At 45.0% G+C, this 21,045-nt stretch carries 13 protein-coding genes and 1 other RNA gene; 3 read left to right on the plus strand and 11 right to left on the minus strand.

The features are described from left to right. Positions 1–27: 27 nt before the first annotated feature. The 11 genes from FHS86_RS04010 to FHS86_RS04060 all read right to left on the minus strand — a co-directional run bounded on the left by FHS86_RS04010 (position 28) and on the right by FHS86_RS04060 (position 17,167). Positions 28–1,128, minus strand: a complete 1,101-nt coding sequence (locus FHS86_RS04010; protein ID WP_429411392.1) for a glycoside hydrolase family 53 protein — start codon at positions 1,126–1,128, stop codon at positions 28–30. Positions 1,129–1,143: 15 nt separating this feature from the next. Next, positions 1,144–2,946, minus strand: coding sequence for a glycosyl hydrolase 53 family protein (locus FHS86_RS04015; RefSeq protein WP_429411394.1), 1,803 nt, complete (start codon positions 2,944–2,946; stop codon positions 1,144–1,146). 129 nt (positions 2,947–3,075) lie between these two features. After that, the gene (locus FHS86_RS04020; RefSeq protein ID WP_429411396.1) at positions 3,076–4,767 is read right to left on the minus strand and encodes a DUF5114 domain-containing protein; all 1,692 of its coding nucleotides are present in this window, start codon (positions 4,765–4,767) and stop codon (positions 3,076–3,078) included. A 38-nt stretch (positions 4,768–4,805) separates the two neighbouring features. After that, positions 4,806–6,389: a RagB/SusD family nutrient uptake outer membrane protein gene (locus tag FHS86_RS04025; protein WP_429411398.1), complete on the minus strand. Its 1,584-nt coding sequence runs from the start codon at positions 6,387–6,389 to the stop codon at positions 4,806–4,808. 18 nt (positions 6,390–6,407) lie between these two features. After that, entirely contained in the window at positions 6,408–9,344 is a 2,937-nt protein-coding gene (locus tag FHS86_RS04030; RefSeq protein WP_429411400.1) for a SusC/RagA family TonB-linked outer membrane protein, read from the minus strand. Between the two features lie 329 nt (positions 9,345–9,673). Next, positions 9,674–13,705, minus strand: coding sequence for a two-component regulator propeller domain-containing protein (locus FHS86_RS04035; protein ID WP_429411402.1), 4,032 nt, complete (start codon positions 13,703–13,705; stop codon positions 9,674–9,676). A gap of 140 nt (positions 13,706–13,845) precedes the next feature. Then, entirely contained in the window at positions 13,846–14,214 is a 369-nt protein-coding gene (locus FHS86_RS04040) for a DUF3127 domain-containing protein (RefSeq protein WP_429411404.1), read from the minus strand. Between the two features lie 13 nt (positions 14,215–14,227). Beyond that, positions 14,228–14,926, minus strand: coding sequence for an FKBP-type peptidyl-prolyl cis-trans isomerase (locus tag FHS86_RS04045; RefSeq protein ID WP_429411406.1), 699 nt, complete (start codon positions 14,924–14,926; stop codon positions 14,228–14,230). 13 nt (positions 14,927–14,939) lie between these two features. Further along, positions 14,940–15,542, minus strand: a complete 603-nt coding sequence (locus FHS86_RS04050) for an FKBP-type peptidyl-prolyl cis-trans isomerase (RefSeq protein ID WP_429411408.1) — start codon at positions 15,540–15,542, stop codon at positions 14,940–14,942. Positions 15,543–15,635: 93 nt separating this feature from the next. After that, on the minus strand, positions 15,636–16,325 hold the full coding sequence (mnmD, locus tag FHS86_RS04055; RefSeq protein WP_429411410.1) for a tRNA (5-methylaminomethyl-2-thiouridine)(34)-methyltransferase MnmD: 690 nt from the start codon (positions 16,323–16,325) through the stop codon (positions 15,636–15,638). Between the two features lie 2 nt (positions 16,326–16,327). Continuing rightward, a complete protein-coding gene (locus FHS86_RS04060) occupies positions 16,328–17,167 on the minus strand; it encodes a LytR/AlgR family response regulator transcription factor (protein WP_429411412.1) in 840 nt (279 codons plus the stop codon). 671 nt (positions 17,168–17,838) lie between these two features. On the opposite strand from FHS86_RS04060, the gene FHS86_RS04065 reads away from it, so the two are divergent. The 3 genes from FHS86_RS04065 to FHS86_RS04075 all read left to right on the plus strand — a co-directional run bounded on the left by FHS86_RS04065 (position 17,839) and on the right by FHS86_RS04075 (position 21,044). Continuing rightward, positions 17,839–19,062: a DUF6051 family protein gene (locus FHS86_RS04065; protein WP_429411414.1), complete on the plus strand. Its 1,224-nt coding sequence runs from the start codon at positions 17,839–17,841 to the stop codon at positions 19,060–19,062. Between the two features lie 74 nt (positions 19,063–19,136). Next, positions 19,137–19,531: a transfer-messenger RNA gene (ssrA, locus tag FHS86_RS04070) on the plus strand. 238 nt (positions 19,532–19,769) lie between these two features. Beyond that, on the plus strand, positions 19,770–21,044 hold the full coding sequence (locus FHS86_RS04075; RefSeq protein WP_429411416.1) for a site-specific integrase: 1,275 nt from the start codon (positions 19,770–19,772) through the stop codon (positions 21,042–21,044). The last annotated feature ends 1 nt before the right edge of the window (position 21,045 follow it).

The raw sequence follows: 21,045 nt of genomic DNA on the forward strand, positions 1-21,045 counted from the left end.
AATGACTCATTGACCAATGACTTTTTTTTATTTCTTATTGAATGCTGAAATTCCCTTTAATGCGTTACCTTCTCTGTCGAACAAACTGCGGCCGATAAACCATACTTTTGATTCGGGTACATACAATCCGTCGGGCTTCCAGTAAAAAATTCCCTTTACCTGAGGATATTGACGTACAATGCTGTCGAGATCGGTCAGAAACCGAAATTGTCCGTCTTCGGTAGGCGGATAGGGCTGTACATCGAGCACCCACTCGCCGGGTTCGGGATAGTGTCCGTTGGCATAATAAGCTGTCTCAACAATGACAATGTCTTCATCGTAATTGTCGGATAACCAGCGCAGGTTCTCTTCCAGATCAGCGAAAGTACCGTGCCACCAGGGATAGTAACTCAGGCCGATCAGGTCGTATTCTATGCCGTATTCGGCCATTTTTTTGAAAAAGTATTCCGTCTCTTCCTTGTCTCCTCCACGGTCGATGTGGATCATGATGGGTACTTCGCGTTCACCATAGGCCGCTTTAACGCCGTTAATACCTGCTTTGAGCAGGGTGGTAAAGCCGCTCCAGTCTTCAATGGAGTCTTTCCATATTTTTCCATCGGGCCAGATCATTCCCGGGGTAATCTCGTTGCCCACCTGCACCATGTCGGGCAGTACTCCGGCTGCTTCCATGGCTTTGATTACCTGGTAGCTGTACTGATACACACTGTCGGTAAGGACCTCAAATGTAAGTCCTTCCCAGGCTTTGGGTTTGTACTGTTTTTGCGGATCGGCCCAGGTGTCGGAATAGTGGAAGTTAAGCAGGAGCTTCATGTCGGCCTCCCTGATTTTTTTCGAGAGTGCAATGGTGTAGTCGAGCGAGTTGCACACAGGCCCTTCCATGTTGGGACTGTGAAACAGGCGCACACGTCCGTAGTTGTAGCCGTTGGCCTTGAAAAGTTCAAGTGCATCTACCGCTTCTCCCTTGTATTTGTATACACCACCTGTATCTTCCATTTTTTTCAATATGGAAAAATCACCACCAATCATGAATTCTTCCGCTTTGTCGGATGATTTGGTGTTGCTGCATCCTGTGCCGGCTGCGATGGTCAGCAAAGCGAGCGCGATTAAGTAGCGTGTTTTTTTTAACATCGTTAGCTGATTTATTTATTGAATAAGTACTTTTTGCGTATAAAGCTGTTGCTTCGCTCTGAAGCACAGCAGGTAAAGTCCCTGTTGCAGCGACTTGGTGCTGATGATTGTCTGTTGCGTGTTGCTTTGCAGAATTTCAATCGTCCGGGTAGTTCCGTCCGTTCTGATCATTTCGATCATGGTAAGGTCATTGGCCCATGGCGGATGATTGATGAATAGCTTGCCATCCGAATTGGGATTGGGATAGATTTTCCATCCTGATTCGTTTAACAGCGAAGAACGACTGCTGGTAAATGTTTCACACGATGCCCACACATAGCTGATGATGGTGTCGGATTGCGGAACTTTAAAGGCACGGTCGGTAGTCCAGTCGGGGTCGTTCAGCAGTTCGTCGGAATTGGCACATGCTTCGGGTACAGTTTCGCGGTAGCTTTCGTAAGCATCCCAGCTGTTGTTGGTGATGAAGTAATAGGCAAACACTTCACCGGGCAGTAGTTCGAATGAAACGGAATAAACATGGTTTCCCTTGTGTTGCATGGCCACAAATTCCCAGTTCGACACCTGACCTACGATGTAAACTCCCCGTGAAACATCCTGCTCACTCATGTCGACATTGAAAGTCACTTTTACCTTGCTGTTGGTGCTCCCGCTTCGAAAAGCATCAGGCCAGCCGCCTCCGCCGTTTTTCATGAAAGAGAGCTGGTTGCGGTGATCAAAAAAGGCAACGTGTTCCTGTGACGAACCAAGCCCCCAGGGAGTCCGGCAAGGAGTAGAAACCCAGGCTGGTTCCCAGAAAATAACGCCGCTGCCTCCGTTTTCTTTCACTGCTTTCGACAAATCGACCATGAACTTTTGCTGGGTAGCCGGCGATACGGGTTGATAGGATGGCGAAGATTTGCCAATGATATTCCCCAGCTGGTCGATGTTTTGAGTATCCCACAAATAGCCGGTTTCGACCACCATGGCCTCGTAGCCCGGATGTTGTGAGCGAAGGGTTTTAATGCTTTGCCCTACTTCGGAAGGCGTTTGTCCGTGATAGGAATAATAATACGTGAAGCCCATGATGTCGAAATCGCTCACCCCGTTGCTAATGATGTTGTTGTAGAACCAGGGCGCTTTAGCGGGATCGGCTACGTGCAGGGCAATTTTAGCCTGAATGTCCGTTTGTTTCGACACATCCCTTACTGCCTTGATGGCCGAGTTGTAGAGTTTAGCATGGCGTGACCATGAAGTGCTGAGTGGTGTTTTCCCGCTGTAATCGCTGTTCATACCCGCATGCGTCATGATGCCGCTGTTGTTTTCGTTTCCGATTTTGACGTATTCGGGCATCAGGTCTTCGGCAGCAAGTGTCGTGAGTGTTTTGAATACGTAATTGTAAACCGAATCGGCCAGGACTTCGGTATTGTTTGCTACTGCTTCCCATGCTTTGGGCACAATCTGACGGCCCGGATCGCACCAGAAATCGGAGAAGTGAAAGCCCAGCATCACTTTCATTCCGGCCATTTTGGACCTGAAAATGGTTTCGCGGGCATCTTCAAAATTGTTGTATTGGGCTTTCACTCCGGCGGGCTGCTTCAAATCTTCCTGCCAGTCGGGATTGTGCCAAAGCCGCACCCTTACCAGATTGGTGCCATTGTCAGCAAAAATCTCAAAAACATCTTTCACTGCACCGTCCTCCCTGAATTCGGCCCCGCAATCTTCCATCATGTTGGCATACGATAAATCGGATCCGGTGATGAATGCTGACTGGGCCTTCAGCTGAAAGCCTGTAATTGTTAAAATGATGAAAAACAGGATATGTAAGCTTCTTATTTGCATCGTATTTTGCTTGAATGGTTCAAGATATAAACTTTCTCTGAAACCAGGTTTGATTTCTGTATCAAATCAAAGTCACAGCGTCCGGTTTTATACCTAGCTGTGACTTCAATTTGTTTTTATTCCTGTTATTTATTGGCTTATTTCATAGTTGGCATTGATTAAATCGACGGTAAGCGTATAGCTTCCGGCTGACAGGTTTGCATCATCGGTGATGTTGCTGCCTTTATAATTCAATTTTCCGTTGGCTCCTCCGTAGTAGTTGTTCCATGAGTCGTTCAGGTGTATCTGGAAACCCCATGGAGAAGCACCTGCAAAGGTTATGGTACCGGAATAGATACCGGGAGTTTCAGTGGCCGTGAGTACCGTGCTGAAATCCCAAATATCGTCCAGTCCTGATACATAGATTTCATTTCCAACTTCAATAAGCTGATAGCTCAATGCTTTTAGCGAAACATCGATAAGATAGAGACCCGGATCAGGTGCAGGCAGGTTGTTGCTTCCCTTGAACAACAGCGTACCGGCATAGGCATCTCCTTCACCAAGAAAGTAAGCATCGTCCCAGTTGTCCTTCTCAATGTTGATGTTGTAGCCCCAGAGTGAGTTCACATTCACCACTCCGGAATAGGCGAGATCTTCTTCGTTATATAGCGAAAGGATGTTGTCAAAGTTCCATGAACCGGAGCTGCCGTCATCAATTCCCGGAAGATAAAGCAGGGGATTGATCTCTTCGGGCTCATCTGTGCCTGATTCAGCAGTGCAGGTCAAGGCTGTCGGGTTGCTCAGATCGATCGTCAGCGTGTATTCACCAAGCGAAGGAACGGTCACTGCGATATTGGATGCCTGACTGTTTAGCCCAATGTACTCACCATTTTGAACAAAGGCTACGGGCATGTCGATGGCCAAAGCATCGTCGGTGTTTGTTGTTACATTGTACAGCTTTCCTGTTCCGTTTACCTGTATGTTCAAACTGGTCGCAGTGGCGTTAAAGCTAAGAAGCCATTTGTTGTTCGCACGATCGAAGTTCATTTCGCCTGAAACGTCGCCACTTACTGTAAGTGTTGGAATTAGCAAAGCCGACCATAGTAAGTTGTTGGTGTCGAAATCGACATAGTAACAACCGCTTAAGCCAGGGAACCAGCAATTCCATCGGCCTTCGTCGGATGAGAGTTCAAAGGGAACTTCACTCACTGCATTGTTTCCCCAAAGGGTCCCGTCGCCCTCGAGCAAGAAGAAATTAAACCATGATGTGGCTCCCACAAAGCCGGAATATTTCCCGTCGGAGGAAGCTGAATAAAGGTAAATACCTGTATCTTCCTGATCGGCATTTAAGATAAAGCCCCTCGACATGTCAATTTCGAAGGGAGTGATGTTTACGCTTACCACATTGCTGAAAACCGGTTCCATGTTGTTACCGGTCGAAGCCTTCAACCTGAAATATACAGGTGTTGATTGTGCAGCCTGAGCGCCCAGATTTTTTGCAAGGGTATTCAGTTCAGCTCCTGTAAAGGTTTTTGAAAGACCTGTTTGTGTTGTTGATGCAACATTCTCAGAGAAGTTGTTCGTGGTTGATGCTTCGAGTATGCTGGTAATGAGGTCGGGTACCGACATTGAAGTATCGCTGATGCTAAGTGTGCTTTGGTTCCACGAAAGGGTGAGCACAAGCTGTTCGTTGTTTTCCTGTGTGATAATCACATCGCTTTCGCTGGCCTGAAGATCGTTCGCTTCAAGTCCTGAAATAGTGATCAATTCTCCCTCTTTTTCACAAGCAGTGAAGGCTGAAATTAAGCCAATGAAGAGGGAAAGTAGTCTTATTTTGTTCATTTTCATAATTTTATATTTATTAGCCAGTCCTTTCATTATTAGTAATCTTCGTTGTATAGATTGGGATTGGCAGTTAAATCAGATTCAGGTATCGGATAAATGTTGAATTTATTGTCAACAGCCATGCCTTCGTTAACACCGCCTTTCCATTGCCAGATATATTCGGCTGTTGTGAATTTGTTGTACCTGATTAAATCGGTACGGCGGGTGGCTTCCCAGTAAAGCTCACGGGCACGCTCGTCGAGGATGAAGTCGCTTGTTAATTCGCCTGCAGTAATTTTTCCTTCGCTTTCATAAGCTTCGCCAAAGGCCCGGGCGCGGAGCAGGTTCACCAGATCAAGTGCCACCGCTTCGGAACTGCCCTTGCCTCCGCGAAGTACACTTTCGGCCAGCATGAGGTACACATCGGCCAGGCGAAACATAGGATAATCGGTATTCACACCTCCGTCGACTGTGTTCGATGCGATTTCACCTTCGTCGGTCAGGTTGGTCCATTTTTCAACATAATAGCCGTTTGTCTGATTGTCAATCACATCGACGGTTTTTGTTTGTCCTTCGGTGAAAAAAAGCTTACGGCCATCGTAGTCATTAAACAAATCAGGCAATTCACCACGTGCCCTGAACATGCCCCACCCACTGGTTACACCATAGTTTTCGGGTACCTGATAATCGGACGTATTGCTTACTGCCCCGCAAACAATGTAGGTGGTTGCGCCCCACGAAACGGTGTAAGTAGCATCTACAGGAAGTGGAAAGATGATTTCGTTGCTGCGCTTATGGTTGTCGGCATTGAAAAGTTTTCGGTAATTGTTTTCGAGTGTGTAGCCGCCTTCGTTGATAATCCTGGTACTCCAGGTGATGCATTCGGTGTATTTGGCTGTACCGGTGTATACTTCGGCATTCAGGTAGAGCCTGGCTAGCAGCGTCCAGGCAGCAGCTTTGGGTGCGCGCCCGTATTCGCAGTTTTCTTTTGAAGGCAGGTCGCCTTCGATGGCGATGAGTTCCGATTCGATGAACTCAAAAGCCTGAGCTGCTTCGTAACGCGGAGGAATGAAAGCACCTACCGGATCGTTTTCGTCGACAAAAGGAATGTTACGGTAGAAATCGAGCGCATGATAATAAGCTAGGGCACGCAGAAAACGTACTTCGGCACGGTAACTGCGGATTTCATTTTGTTCGGCATCGCTAAATCCGACAATTTTGTCATCGACGGAATTACGGAGGAATTCATTGGCCAGCGCAATGGTATAGTAAATACGGTAATACATATCGGCCACCCACGGATCGTTGGCATCCCAGGTAAGAAAGGTCAAATCACCTACTTTGTCCCCTTCGAGCCAGGTTGATGCCAGTTCGTCGGTTCCACATTCCTGCAGGTTAAAATAACAGCGCATGTAGTCGTAACCATTGTTACTGCTCAAATCCTGATTACCGCCTCCTTTTTCCTGTCCGGTAAGTACAAACGAAGCGTACACTTTTGCAAGAACAGCTTTGTAGTTTTCTGCTTCGGCATATACTGTTGCCGAAGTGGTTTCGGTGTTGGGCATCTGATCCAGATCGTCGACGCACGAAACAAACAGCAGTAAGCCAAGGATGATGGTGTAGTTTACTATTTTGTTCATAGCTTTTCTTTTTGAAGTTTAAAAATTAAGACCCAAAGCAAGTGAATAAGTACGTGGTCGTGGATAGAACGATAAATCCATTCCCTGTGGTACTTCGGGGTCAACACCGGTATAATTGGTGATGGTGAATACGTTTTGCACCATCGCACTTAGGTTGAGGCTGCACCAGTTGTTTATTTTACCAAAATTGTAGTTGATTGATAAATTGTCCATTTTCAGGAATGATGCGTTTTCAACATAGTAATCGGAAAGGTATTGGCGGTTTCTGAAACGGGTATCCAGAAAGCTCTTTGAGAGCTTGTTCAGTTGGTACGAGTTGTAGCTGACCGTGCTCCAGGCTCCGGCATTCATGGCCATTCCGTTGTACACATAGTTTCCTGCATTGGCCCTGAAACTCATGTCGATATTCCAGTTTTTATAGTTGACCGAAGTGCTCAAACCAAACAGAAAGTCGGGAGCCGGCGAGTTGTATCGGTACAGATCGGAAGAGTTGATGGTGCGGTCCTTATTCAGATCGGCATACGCTCTCTCAACAGGTATGCCGGTTGTTTCGTCGTACAACTGATGGTAAAGGTAGAACATATAAGGCTCATAACCTTCGGTGAGCACCTGAAAGTGATAGGTGTCGATGGTGGGGCCCACCAGTGTGTTGCTTGCTTCACCACCATCGACCAGTGAAAGATTTTTTACTACCATTTGCTGCCAGGTGGCATTGAAGCTGATGTTCCATTTCAGGTTTCTGGTATCGACAGGTATCGCTGTTAGCACGAGTTCAACTCCACGGCTGTCAACATTCCCCACGTTGGTGAGGATACGTTTGTCGAAGTTACTGCCCGCAGGAACCGGAACAGTTGCCAACAAGTCTTCTGTTTGCCGGTTGTAGTAGTCAACACTGGCCGTGAGTCGTTCGTTGAACATGCCAAGGTCGAAGCCTGTATTCCACGATTTGGTTTTTTCCCATTTGAGATTTGAAACATAGGCTTCGGGGCGGTAAGTGTGATACCACAGGTCGCCAAACTGTACCTGTGCTCCGTCCTGGCTGTAGGTGTAAACAGGCAGGTAGCTGTAATTGCCGATTCCATCCTGTTGGCCTGTAATCCCGTAACTTGCTCTAAACTTTAGGTTGCTGATCAGCCCACTGTCTTTAAGAAAAGCTTCTTCGCTTACACGCCATGCCATGGCCAGCGAAGGAAAGGTTCCCCAACGCATGTCTTCGCTAAAACGTGAGGTCCCGTCGCGTCTGAATGAGGCTGTTAAGAGATAGCGTGAATCGTAACTGTAGTTGAAGCGTGCGTAGTACGATAGCAAGGCGTGTCGCTGGTCGCGCGGAGCATTGGTGTTTTGGATTTCCCCAAGCGTATTCAGCTCACTGTAAGCAGGTGTTGTGGTTTTCCAAAACTGGTAGTCGTAACCAAGTGTGGCTTCTACCGTACTTTTGAGCGCATCAAAATATTTGTTGTAGTTCAAATACGTGGTAAGCAGCCGGTTAATGTTTTTTTGCGGGCCATAAGCAAAATCACGTCCAGTAGTCGTATAATATTGTGTGGCTTCAGCTGGCACAAAAACAGTTCCCTGGCCTTTGGCATAATCATAGCCCATGGTAGAGTGAAATTTTAGTTCTGGTAAAAAGTGCAGTTTGTAGTCCATGTCGATGTTTCCTACCAGACGGTTTACCTGGCTCCTTGAATCGTATTGTTCGATCAGTCCCAGTGGGTTCCGTACGGCAGCGTTTACCGGAAGACCGCTGTTGTCGATGGCTTCGGTGTAAGCTCCGAAATTGTTGTTTCCTGAATACACCTCAAGAGTAGGATTGAATGTTGAAGCGGCCCAGATGGCACCGGTGTTGGCAAAGGTATTGTTGTTTTGCGAGCCCTTGGCATTCAGGGTGAATTTAAGATGATCGTCGAAAAAAGATGGCGAGACCGACAGATTACCACTCATGCGTCGGGCCTGGTCGGTCTTTAAAATCCCGTTTTGCAGATAATAGCCAAGAGAAACCCGTACAGGGGTATTGGGCAAAAATTGCCCCGACAAGCTAAGATTGTTGTCGGTACCCATTGCAGATTGGAAAACCTCGTTGTTCCAGTTGGTATCGGCCGTGCCGAGCAGTGCTTTTTGATCGGCCGTACCATAAGTGTTTATCGCGTCGATGAATTGGTTGGTGGATAGCATTTCGGGAAGACGGGTGAGGGTTTGTATCGAATTGGTACTGGTAAAAGAAGCTTTCAGCCGCTCATTACTGCCTTTTTTGGTTGTAATCATGATCACTCCGTTTGAAGCACGTGATCCGTAAATGGCCGTTGAGGAGGCATCTTTTAAAATGGTGATGTTTTCGATGTCATTGGGGTTGATGAGGCTCATGAAGTTGTTGCTGTTTCCACTGATGCCTCCCCGTTCAAGTGGCAGCCCGTCGAGTACAATCAGCGGGTCGTTGCTGGCGTTAAGGGAAGCGCCTCCACGTATCCGGATTGTGCTTCCCGAGTTGGGTGAGCCATTGCCTGACATGATTTGTACTCCCGAAACTTTTCCATTGATCAATTGTTCGGGTGAGGAGATGAGACCTTCCTGAAAATTGTCGCTGCTTACACTCGATACAGAACCGGTAAGGTCGCTCTTGCGCTGTGTCCCGTATCCAATGGCAACCACCTCGTCGAGGCCCATTACCAGCTCTGAAAGGCGAATGTTGATGTTCGATCTTCCATTCACCGCTTCTTCGATGGTCTGGTATCCAACAAAAGAAAAACGAAGCGTGGCATCGGCGCTGACTTCAATGGAAAAGACGCCATCGAAATTACTGACTGTTCCATTGCCTGTGCTTTTTTCGAATACCGTTACACCAGGCAGCGGTTCTCCCGAAGTGTCGGTAATGTTACCGGTTACAGTGATGTTTTGCGCCCAAAGAAGTTGCTGGGACAAAAGAAACACCATAACACCAATTAGCTGTTTCATTCTCATAGTAATTACATTTAGGTTAAGTTGAAGTGCTTGTACTGCATTATCAGTAAATGAAAAGCAAATAACCCAGGAGCAATACAAGCATTGTAATCACCGTCGCCAATATGCTGATGATGATCTGATACCTGATTGCTTTTTTTTCGGGCTGACTTTTCATGACTCATCACAAAACTACCCGACCCACTTTGCTTAGGCTGGTTCAGATTGCATTATGTTGAAAAGAGAATGATTTAATATGAAAACAAATTGGTCAGATATAAAAACAAATTCGGCATGATAAAAAACCGAGCCAGGCGATTATTCAGATAATAAGTGCCTTGAAGCGTGTTTTACTCTTTGGTGTTGGCATAATCACGGGGATTCATCTGATATTGTTTCTTAAAACATTTAGCAAAGTAGGAGTGACTGGTAAAGCCGGTTTCATCCATGATTTCGGCGATGGTGAGTTTTCCGGTTTTAATCAGCCTTGCTGCTTTTCTCAGTCGGATGCTTCTAACCAGCTCGTTGACCGACATACCGGTTTGCGACTTTATTTTTCGGTAGAGGCTTGAGTGGCTGATGCCGATTGACCTGCTCATTGTTTCCAGTTTGATTTCCGGATCGGAGAGGTGTTTGTTCACATAAGTGATTACTTCCTGCAATAGTTTTTCGTCGGAAGAAAGCACTTCAACCTGCTGGTTCTCGATAATGAGCTGCTGTTTTATAAGCTGATCGGTTTTCCTGCTTTTGAGCAAGAGGTTCTCAATTTGTGCTTTGAGCAGGCCAATGTTGAAGGGTTTGCTTAAGTAGGCATCGGCACCGGCCCTGAAACCTTCAATTTGTTGATTGTCGAAGGTGCGGGCTGTGAGTAAAATGAGGGGGATGCTTCCGTGTTTGGGATGATTTTTCAATTGTTCGCAAAAGGTAATGCCGTCCATATCGGGCATCATGATGTCACTGACGATGAGGCTCACCTGTTGTTTGTCGATCAGTTGTAGCGCTTCATCTGCACTGCTTGCCGTTAAAACAGTATAACTGTTGGCCAACTCAATCGAAAGATAGTTTAAGGTGTCGAAGTGATCGTCAACAAGCAGTAGTACGGGGGCATCGTGTAACTGCGGCCATCGGTCGTATTTTTCTTTTGTTTGCAGTGCTTTTTTTTCTGAGACCATGGTTGTTAACTCCTCCCGATAATTCAATATCTTCAGTGGTAAATCAACGAAAAACGTACTTCCTTTTGCTAATTCACTTTCGTAGCTGATTTTTCCTCCCATTAATTCACAGTATTCACGACTGATGTTCAGCCCTATGCCGTAGCCGGTTGAATTACTGAGGGCCTGTTCGTTATGATAAAAACGCGTGAAAATCTTTTCTTCCATTCCCGGAGCAATTCCACATCCGGTGTCTGCTACCTCGATTCTTAGCAAGCCGGGTTCATGCAAAACTACTTTTAATGAGATGCTTCCACCTTCGCTTGTAAACCTGAAAGCATTCGACAGCAGGTTTTGTACTATCGATTCTGTTTTGTTGATGTCGATGGTACATTCAAGTAGCTTGCAATCGGAACTGAAGCTATAGTGTATCTGACGATTTTCTGCCCTGTCGGCAAAAAGCTGAAACTGCCTTTGAAACAGGTCGATGATGTCGCATTTTTCTTCGTGCAGCTCCAGTGTATTGTTTTCGATTTTTCGTAAGTCGAGCAACTGGTTTACCAGGGACAGCAGGCGACGGGCATTTTTTGAAATTAATTCTACCATACGGTAGTTTTTATTTTCGGAACTTATTGACTGGAGGAGTGAGTCGACCGGTCCCATGATCAGACTTAACGGGGTACGAAATTCATGTGAAATGTTGGTGAAGAATTGTTGTTTGACCCTGGCCAGTTCTTCGTTTTTTTCTTTTTCAATGGTGATGAGCCTGATTTTTTCCTTCCACCTGACTTTGTTGCGATACGTGATAATGAGCGATACGATGGCTGCCTGAAGCAAAAGCAAATAAATGATAATGGCTGCCGGTCCGGCCCAAACGGGTGGTTTTACCTTAATCTGAAGGGTGGCCATGTTGTTGTCGAACCAAACGCCGTCGTTGTTGGTGGCTTTTACCTTAAACAGGTAATTGCCGGCAGAAAGATTGGAGTAGGTAGCCATGTTTTTTCTTCCGCTGGTATAGTGCCATTCGTCGTCGTAGCCTTCCAGCCGATATGCATATAAGTTTCGTTCGGATGCTCCGTAATGAAGGGAGGCAAATCCCAGCTCAAACGAATGCTGATCGTATTTCAACACAATGTTTTTGTTATAGGTGACCATGTTGTCGGTGTTGTTCAGTCGGTTGAGTTGTTTTAACGAAGCAATTTTTTTGTTATTCACAACAAGACTGCTGATAATTACCCTGGGTTCATAGGTGTTTTTCTCAATTACAGCCGGATCGAAGGAGATATAACCATCATTGCCACCAAAATAAATGGTTCCGTCAGGCGAAACTGCCTTGCTTTCATGTAAAAAATTATCGAGTGGAATTCCGTTGTTTTTGGGGAAGGTTTCTACGTTTCCGGTCGGGGTTTCCAATTTGAAAATAGAAGTGAGGGTGGTACCCCAAATGTTTCCCCGGTGATCTTCAACCAGGTTGAGCAGGTAGCTGTCGGCTCCGGTAAACACCGGAAACGAAGCAATGGTTCCTGTATTGATGGTATAACTGAGCAAGAGGTTGTGGGTTCCAATCCATAAGGTGCCGGTAGCCGAAGCATGAAGCGAAGTAACAGTTTCATCTGCGAGCTGCTGGTTGAGCCGGGTAAGCGATTCAATTTTAAAGGTGAGCAAGTCAATCGAATAGATTTTATTTTCTTGCCGCAGCCAAATCTTCTTGTTCGTTGTAACTACATTGGTGTTGAAGTTGGTAATGTAGTCGAACGATAGTTCTTCAATCTCGTTGAAATCGCCCGATACCTTGTACATACCTCCTCCCCAGGTCGACAACCAGAACGAACCGTCGGGCGGACTGATAAAGGCACTGATGTAGTTTGAGCGCAAGCCGCTGTGCAAGTCAAAACTGGCGGTAATGGTATGCATCCGTTGCTTTTTCGGGTCCCAAACATTAATTCCTCCGGCACTCCCTATCCATATTCTTCCCAGACGATCGCCGTGTATGGTGTTAATGTTATTCATTACCAGCTTGTTGTTTGTGGTGTTGGCGGTGAAGCTTGTACGTTGCCCGTCGGGCGAAAGTGCGATGATCCCCTTTTTGGTGGCCAGCCAAACCGTTCCTTCCTGGTCGACATACAAATCGTTGATCTGTGTGCCGATGGTTCGTTCACCTTCGTTAATAACGATGGGTGCAAAGTGGAAAAGAGATGGTTTGCTATTGATTTTGCTGATTCCGTTTGATGTGGCCAGCCATAAAATTCCGGCCTTGTCCTCAAAAATATCCCAAACTACATTATTGGCAATGGAGTAGGTGTTGAATGGATCGTGAAAAGATGCCTGTACCTTTCGGCTTTCGGTATCGATCTGGTAAAGTCCAAAATCGGTTCCAATGTAAACCATTCCGGGCGTAGGGGTGTAAATGCATTTTACCACCTCGTTTTGAATGGCTGTGTTTGAGAGGTTGTAAAGTGCTTTTATGCTTCCCTTTTGCTTATCAAAGAGCACCAGCCCGGTTTCAGTACCAATCCAGAGTAGGGTCTTGTTATTGGCACCAAAGGGTTGTATGTCAAGAATAAGATTGTTTTTCAATTCGGGCTTGTAAGTTCCCTTCAGGTCGTAATGAAGTATTTGTCCTTCGGAATTTAGCTGATTTAAGCCGTCGAAGGTGCCAATCCACAAAGTTTTTTGGCTGTCGAGATAAAGGGCTCTGATAATATTTGAACCAAGATTTGAATTTTGCTTGTTATAAAGATAGAAAGCGCCTGTTTGCAGGTTGATCTTAAAGAGGCCTTCCGACGATCCTGCCCAAAGAATACTGTCACCCTGGTTCAACAGGCACCTGATTTCACGATGGCCACCCAGGTCGATGGGATGACTGTTTCCTGTTGGAGTGTCAAAATAGATCAGGCCTTCGTAAGTGGCCACCCAAAGCCCGGCTTTACTGCTATTTTCCAATGCGGTGATCTGATTGTTGCTTAAAGCCACTTTTCCTTTGGAGCTTTTCCGGTAGATTTGCATTTCATAACCATCGTAGCGTACAAAACCGTTGTTGCTTGCAAACCACATAAAACCGAGTGAGTCCTGGGTAATGTTATAAATTTCGTTGTTGGGAAGTCCGTCTTTTACCTTAAGGTTGTCGAACAAGGGAGTGTTACCATTTTGTTGAGCAAAAAGAATTAGTTGCCCAAGCAGCAGGTAAGCGCTTAAGGCCAGCATAAAACTGTATTTGAACTTATTCTTCATTTTAGGTAGCGTTACAAACCTACTAATTTTTTTTATGGATGCGGCCGAAGGTTTTGAAAAGGGAATACAAAGTGGCAGAAGTTTACGGAAGTTGAAGGGTTAAAAAAAGCCGGAATGGGTATCCGGCTTTTGTGTATTATTTAGAATGGTAAATCGTTCACTGGTGGTGCATCCGAATCGGGTGGTGGCGGAATGTCGTCGGGCGAGAAGCCCGGAACATCGTTGGCCGTTTGCGCAGCAGCAGTAATTTTCCATGCATTGATGTTGTGAAACCAGCGCCCGTTAAATTCGCGCGATTCGACATTAAATGCCACTTCCACTTCATCGCCTGCCGAGAACCCGCTCAGCAGCGATATTTTATCACCAAAAAGAGTAAAGCATACCTTTTTGGGAAACTGCTCATGGGTTTCAATCACAAACTCCTGTTTCGACCATTCGTTACCCGCTTTGCTTGTTCCCGACTGAACAGGAAGTACCTGTAACAACTGACCTTTTACTTCTAAACTCATAAATATGACTTAATTATTCTACAATTTCCAGTAATTCCACTTCAAAAACAAGGGTTGAATTAGGTCCGATCATACCGCCTGCTCCACGTTCGCCATAGGCCAGATTAGCGGGCAGATAGAATTTGTATTTCGATCCAACCGACATCAGCTGTACCCCTTCGGTCCATCCGGGAATCACCCCGTTGAGCGGGAACTGTGCAGGTTCACCTCTGTCGACCGAACTGTCGAACACTTCACCATCGATGGTGGTACCATGGTAATGTACTTTTACTGTGTTCTCAGCACTTGGTTTTGCTCCATTGCCTTCGGTCAAAACTTCGTACTGTAAGCCACTTTCGGTTACCATTACCCCTTCGCGTTTTGCATTTTCGGCAAGAAATGCTTCACCTTCCTTTAGATTAACATCGGCCTGGCGCACACTTTCTTCCTGCAAATAAGCTCTGATGGCCATATCAGCTTCCTGTTCTGAAGCAAAAAGCGGATTGGCTTCTCCTTCGAACGACTTAACAATGCCTTCGGCAATAAGTGCTGCATTTACATTGGGAAACTGTTCTTTTAAGTTGGCTCCGATTGAATATCCCAATGAAAGGGCTACTGAATCGACTTCGGTTTCAACCACAGCCGACGAGCCAGCTGTTTTGCTGTTGTCGCAGGCTGTGAAAGCTGCCAGCATTACCAGGGCAAAAATTACTACTAGATTTCTGATTTTCATTTGTTTATTTTTTTTAGACAATTTCCAATAATTCAACATCGAAGATCAATGTTGTTTTGGGACCAATGGCTCCGCCTGCTCCCTGATCGCCATAGGCAAGATGGGGCGGAATAAAGAGACGCCATTTCGAACCAACCGACATCATTTGCAGGGCTTCAACCCATCCCTGAATTACACCGTTAACCGGGAATTCGGCGGGCTGGCCACGCTCTACCGAGCTGTCGAAAACAGTGCCGTTAATGAGCGAGCCGTGATAATGACAACGTACCTTGTCGGTGGCTCCCGGCTTTGCTCCGTTTCCTTCGTTGATTATTTTGTATTGAAGACCGCTTTCGAGCTCCACAACTCCTTCTTCTTTTTTGTTTTGTTCAAGAAAGGCTTTTCCTTCTTCAACATTGGCTGCTCCTTCGTTGTTTTGTTTGTTTTTGAAGAAACTTTCGATTAAATCGTTGGCTTCCTTCGGACTCATTTGAGGCTGACGGCCTTCCATTACATCACCAATGGCACTGTAAAGGGCGTTTAATTCAACTTCCATGATTCCTGACTGAAGCAGATTACTGGCCAGACTGAGGCCGATGGCATAACTAAATTTTTCTGTTTGAGATGCTAATGACATATATTATTCTTTTAATTCCGGTTCATAAAATGCATGTCCGGAGTGCTAACTGCTGCGAAAATAGTTAAAATTGGGCAACCAGAAAGGAAATGTTTATTTTATTCCCCTGAGCATCTCTCTTTTCCCGGGTGGCCCCTGGAGCCGCTCAACAAGGTAACCAGCAGCCTGTAACATGCGTCGAACGCTTCCCTTGGCCGAATAAGTTACCAGGACTGCCTGGGTATTGGAATGAGCGTACAATTGTTCAAAAACTTCGGCCTGCCACAAATCACGGTGTTTATCGGGGCCAAAGGCATCGAAGTAGACCAAATCGAAACAGGGTAAATTGCTGAATGATTGTTGCAGCAGATCGCCTTTAAGCTTTGTCAGGGTGAAGTATTGGTCGATTTTTATCGCCTGGTTCCATGCACATCGGTGAAGTTGCATAAATGCTTCCTTTTCATTGCTATTGTGCTGTTCGGGATAATTAAGGGCCGTGTATTCATTAGCCGTCAGCGGGTATTTCTCTATGCTGATGTAGTGTGTCTTCTGTTTTAGTTGTTTGGCTTCAAGCAAAGTAAGCCAGGCATTCAGGCCGGTACCAAAACCAACTTCGAAAAGGGTGAGGCTTGCTGAAGGCTTACAAGCGCGCAAGCCTGCTTCAATGAATACATGCATCGACTCCTGAATGGCTCCACGGTCGGAATGATAATGTTCATTCAGTTCAGGAATATGAAGGGTATGCGAACCGTCGGCAGTGAGTATCAGCTTTCGTTCAAGGCCTGATTTCAGTTTTTCTTTCATGGCTAATTCTGATTGAGCACTTTAATTACCTGCCGCTCATATTTCTTTGATACCGGAATAACTTCTTCCTCATTGGTATTCATAATCAGCTCATAACTTTTTTTACCCTTCCTTAGCATTTTTACATTTTTGGTATTGACTGCAAATTTCCGGTGAACCCTGGCGAGTGGATAATCCTTAAGGCTTTCCTCAAAGTTTTTTAAACTGTTCCTGATCATAAATACCTTCTGTTTTCCATTGCTCAGATAGTGAAGGTTAACATAGTTGTCGTTGGCTTCCATGAAAATAAGATCGGCACATTTGACCGAGATTCTTAACTGTCCCTTTTCGTCATGAAAGGGAATGAAAAGCTCTGACGGATCACGGAATTGCTGAACCACCTTATCAAGCTTCTTTTTAATGTCGGTCCAGGCAAAGAACAGGATAGTCAGCGTATAGGGTATGAGCAAAATCAGCGCCGTGTTTTGTACCGCATTAAATAGCAAGGCCAGGGCAGGCCTTTCATCCTTTAAAATGAAAATTTCGAAGGAAGTGAAAAACAAGCCCATAAATAGTATTTCGGCCACAATGAACCAGGCATACACCGCAAAGGTAATTTCGTGAGAGCGCTTGATGTAAAAGAGAAAAACGCGACTGAGAATAATCACGATCATTCCGGTGAGGATGACCACTGCCGATGCCAGTAACAATTGCCACTGATAAACCTCCTGGTACCAGTTTTCGTATCCAAACGGACGATAAATATTGATGAAAATATAAGCAAAAACGGCTGTAAATGCCGTCTGAATAATTGTATTCCTGCGGGTAACCAAATAGTCGGGTACTGTTTGTGCTAATCCCATGATGGCTTTTTAATTTTCATTTCGCTGGTAAAAGTAAGTTTTATGTTGAAGAAAGTACTGCGGTGGTATCTATTTTTTTCAATGCTTATGCTTATTCTTTTTCATCCCTGTATATTTTATTTCACCCCGAAGCCGGACACATTCGCACCAAAATGCGCATGTCCACTTCATATATTTTTTTATCTCGATGAAAAGTGATTCATTTGATCAACGATTTGAAAATAAAGGTCTTTGGGCCGGGAATGTGGTGAATGAATCACAGGTTTTCAAGTTGTTGCAGATAAATAATAACAATTTCCATAACCAATCCAGAATTTCCAGAAGCCTCCGGTGTTTATCCAGAACCCGGAGGTTTTTTTTATTGCTGACTTTTTGTCTTCCCGATCGTCGGTTTTCATCACAGAAAGTGAAAATACAAATTGCTAATGCACATCGATGCCGCTGTAAATCTTTGTGTGCGCTGCATCATCATGTTTTTTAACGTTCCAATTCACCCCTTTATTCATTTTTCAGCCCCATAGACTTGCTTGTTAGCCCCATCAATGGCGCAGCGACTACATTTTTTTCCAATTCATTGGGCAATGTATTTACTTTGACATCAGTGTATTAGTGCAGGTTGTTTTAACTTGCCTCCATACCATCCAATTTAATCGAATAAAATAGAAGAAAGCATGCAAAATAAAACAGAGCAGCTGCTAAAGGCAGAAAAAACAAATCAGGGCGAAAGCGCAGGGGCGGCCATCGAGAGCTATTCATTCACCTCCGACTATAATCTGTCGGTCGATGAAATGCAGGAAGTACAAGGCGATTTGTTTCTGCACGAATTGGTTGATATGGCAGTAACGGCCAATGCACATTTTAAGTACGAAGTACTGGTTCCCGAAAAAGGAAAGAAATACAACAAGGCCATTGTGCTTTTGCACGGACTGAATGAAAAGAGCTGGGAGAAATATTATGCCTGGGGCACAAAACTTTGCCAACAGCTGAACCGGCCGGTTATCTTTTTCCCGCTGGCATACCACATGAACAGGGCACCTAAGCAATGGAGCAATCCCCGGCATTTAAAGGAAGCAGTGCAGCAAAGGAAGGCAGAACAGCCTGGTGGGGACGCTACCTTTGCCAACGTGGCATTGAGTATCCGCCTCGATTCGCGACCCGAGCAGTTCATTTATTCAGGAGTGCAAAGCTATTATGATATCTGGAAACTGGCCAGACAGATCAAGGCAGGCGATCATCCGCTTTTTGAAGGGGGTACTGTCCCCGACTTTTTTGCCTATTCCATTGGTGCCTTCCTGGCCGAAATTCTTATGATCAGTAATCCGGGAGCACTGTTTACTCATTCACGGCTGATGATCTTTGCCGGAGGAACCACCTTTGACCGCATGCACGGTACATCGCGCTACATTATGGATCTTAATGCCTTTAAAAGTTTATTGTTGCTGAGAAAAAACAAAAAGCTGAAGGAAGTGTACCAGCGGCTCAGCGCATGCGAATTGCCCGATTTTGATCAGGTATGGCGTGGTTTTTATGCAATGGTACACGGACGTAAAGGTCGTAAGCTGCGCAATGAGTGGCTGAAAAATTCCAACAATCAGGTATTTATACTGGCCTTACAGAAGGACAAGGTGATGCCGCTGAAGTACATCCTGAAGGCCTATAAGGGAAGCCGTTTTGCTCCGCGCATCGATGTAATTGATTTTCCTTTTGCTTATACCCATGAAAATCCTTTTCCGACAACAAGAGATGCGGGAGAACAGCACTTGGTGAATCGTGCCCTGGACACCGTATTTGAAAAGGCGGTTCGTTTTTTCGCCAGAGGGCAGACTGTGACGCTGGGCAGCAAGGGAATGGCAACATTCAGCAAAGGCAGTTTGTCGTTTGGAATGCAACCCTAATTGTAATGCCAGCCATAAATATGGGCAAAGATGGAGTGGTATGACAAAATTTTGTAATTTTGTGGCCTCATCATGGGGCTGACTGGTTTTGACAGCAGGTCGGGATGGTGAGTAAGCATGCAGGGTTTCGTTTGTTTGCCCTTAATTAAGCAATCAAAATCTAATTGGCGAAGAAAATTACGCTCTTGCTGCGTAACCGAATCAAGTAGGTTACCGCTTAATCCCGGTACAAGGTACCAGGACAAGACATCTCCCGGATGGTTCCGTTTTCTACCGGTCCGATAGTGAGGTGCTATAACAGAGAACTAGGGAATGGCATGCTCCGTGTTATTTCCGAAGCTAAAGGAGCTAAGGCAGCAGTCGGTGGCCCTGATCCAGCTGATGCTCGAAAACCAAGTCGGGGCTAAGCATGTAGAAAGCTGATTATTTCCCTGTTTGGACCCGGGTTCGATTCCCGGCAGCTCCACTTTTTCAAAAAGCAGAACAAAGCAAACTCCTGTAAATGGCACATTTTCAGGAGTTTTTTGTTTTTGGCTCCTGCATCTAAAAGCAAATAAATACACATTTCGAGGTGGCGCTGAGGTGGCGCAGTAAATTTTGCCTTGCGCCACCTTTTACGGTTCTAATGCGCTGTTTTGCACTATTTTGCGTTTCTGTTTCTTCCGTTTGCAAAGTAATTTTACAACCAAAATTTAAATTATTTTACAATGAAAGAAGAAGTAAATTTTAAGGTGCGATTTTTCGCACGAAAAAGCAGAGGTAGAAAGACAGGTAACTACCTTCTCTTAGTGAGAGTTACAGTTAATTCGAAACGAGTTGAAATTTCCTTGAAAAAGGAGGTTCCCATCGATCTTTGGGATGAGAAAATGCAATGTCTGAAGGGACGAAGTCAAAGTGCAAGCAGGTTTAACAGCTATCTTGACAAGATAAAAATGCGATTTAACCTGATTGAACAACAACTACTTTTTGAAAATAAGAAACCAACTGCTGAATTGGTTAAAGCGCGCTATAATGGCGATCCCGATCCCGATGAAGAAACGATACCAACTTTACTCGAACTCTATGATGAACACAATCGTAGATTTCAAGAATTAATTGGAACTAGGAACCATTCAGAATCAACTTACAAACGTCATCTTACTTCGCGCTCACACACCTGCGATTTTATCTTTGAGGTATACGGAAAGGTTGATTTGCCTTTTGAAAAGGTGAATTACAAATTTCTTGGTGATTATGAACATTATCTGAAAGCAGTCAGGAAATGTAACCATAATTCAACGATGAAATACATTAAAAACCTTGGCAAGATTATCAATCAGGCCTATGGTGAAGGCTATATTGAGCGCAATCCGTTTGATAAGTTTAAATTGAGTTTTGAGAATGTGGAACGAGAAAGACTTAGTCAAGTAGAAATTGACAGGATGGTTGAAATGGATATTCCGGAAAAGCGACTTGACAGAGTAAGAGACTTATTTGTTTTTTGTATTTATACCGGAATAGCTTATGGTGATGTGAAAGCCTTGCGTATGCAACATTTACACATTGATGAAGATGGTACCAAATGGGTGAAAAATAAGCGATTGAAAACCAGTGTTGAATTTCTGGTTCCGATTTTACCAATAGCTCAGAAGGTAATTGATAAATATGCTGATCATCCCCAGCGTCTCGAATTTGGCCAGGTGATTCCTGAAATCAGCAATCAAAATTATAACGGCTACCTTAAGGAAGTTGCAATTCGTTGTGCGATCGATAAGAATTTAACGTCACACATGGCACGCCATACCTTTGCTACCACCATTGCATTGGATAATGGCGTTCCGCTTGAGGTACTTTCTAAGATGTTAGGACATACTGATACCAAAACAACTCAGATTTATGCAAAAATGCAGGAAAAAGGCATTAAGCGGGGGATGGCTAATTTGCTGAAACAAAACAAGAAAAAGAACAATCAAAAAAATGAAGGAGGAAATAACAATGATTAAT

Source organism: Roseimarinus sediminis, assembly GCF_050433125.1.
Taxonomy (GTDB): domain Bacteria; phylum Bacteroidota; class Bacteroidia; order Bacteroidales; family Prolixibacteraceae; genus Roseimarinus; species Roseimarinus sediminis.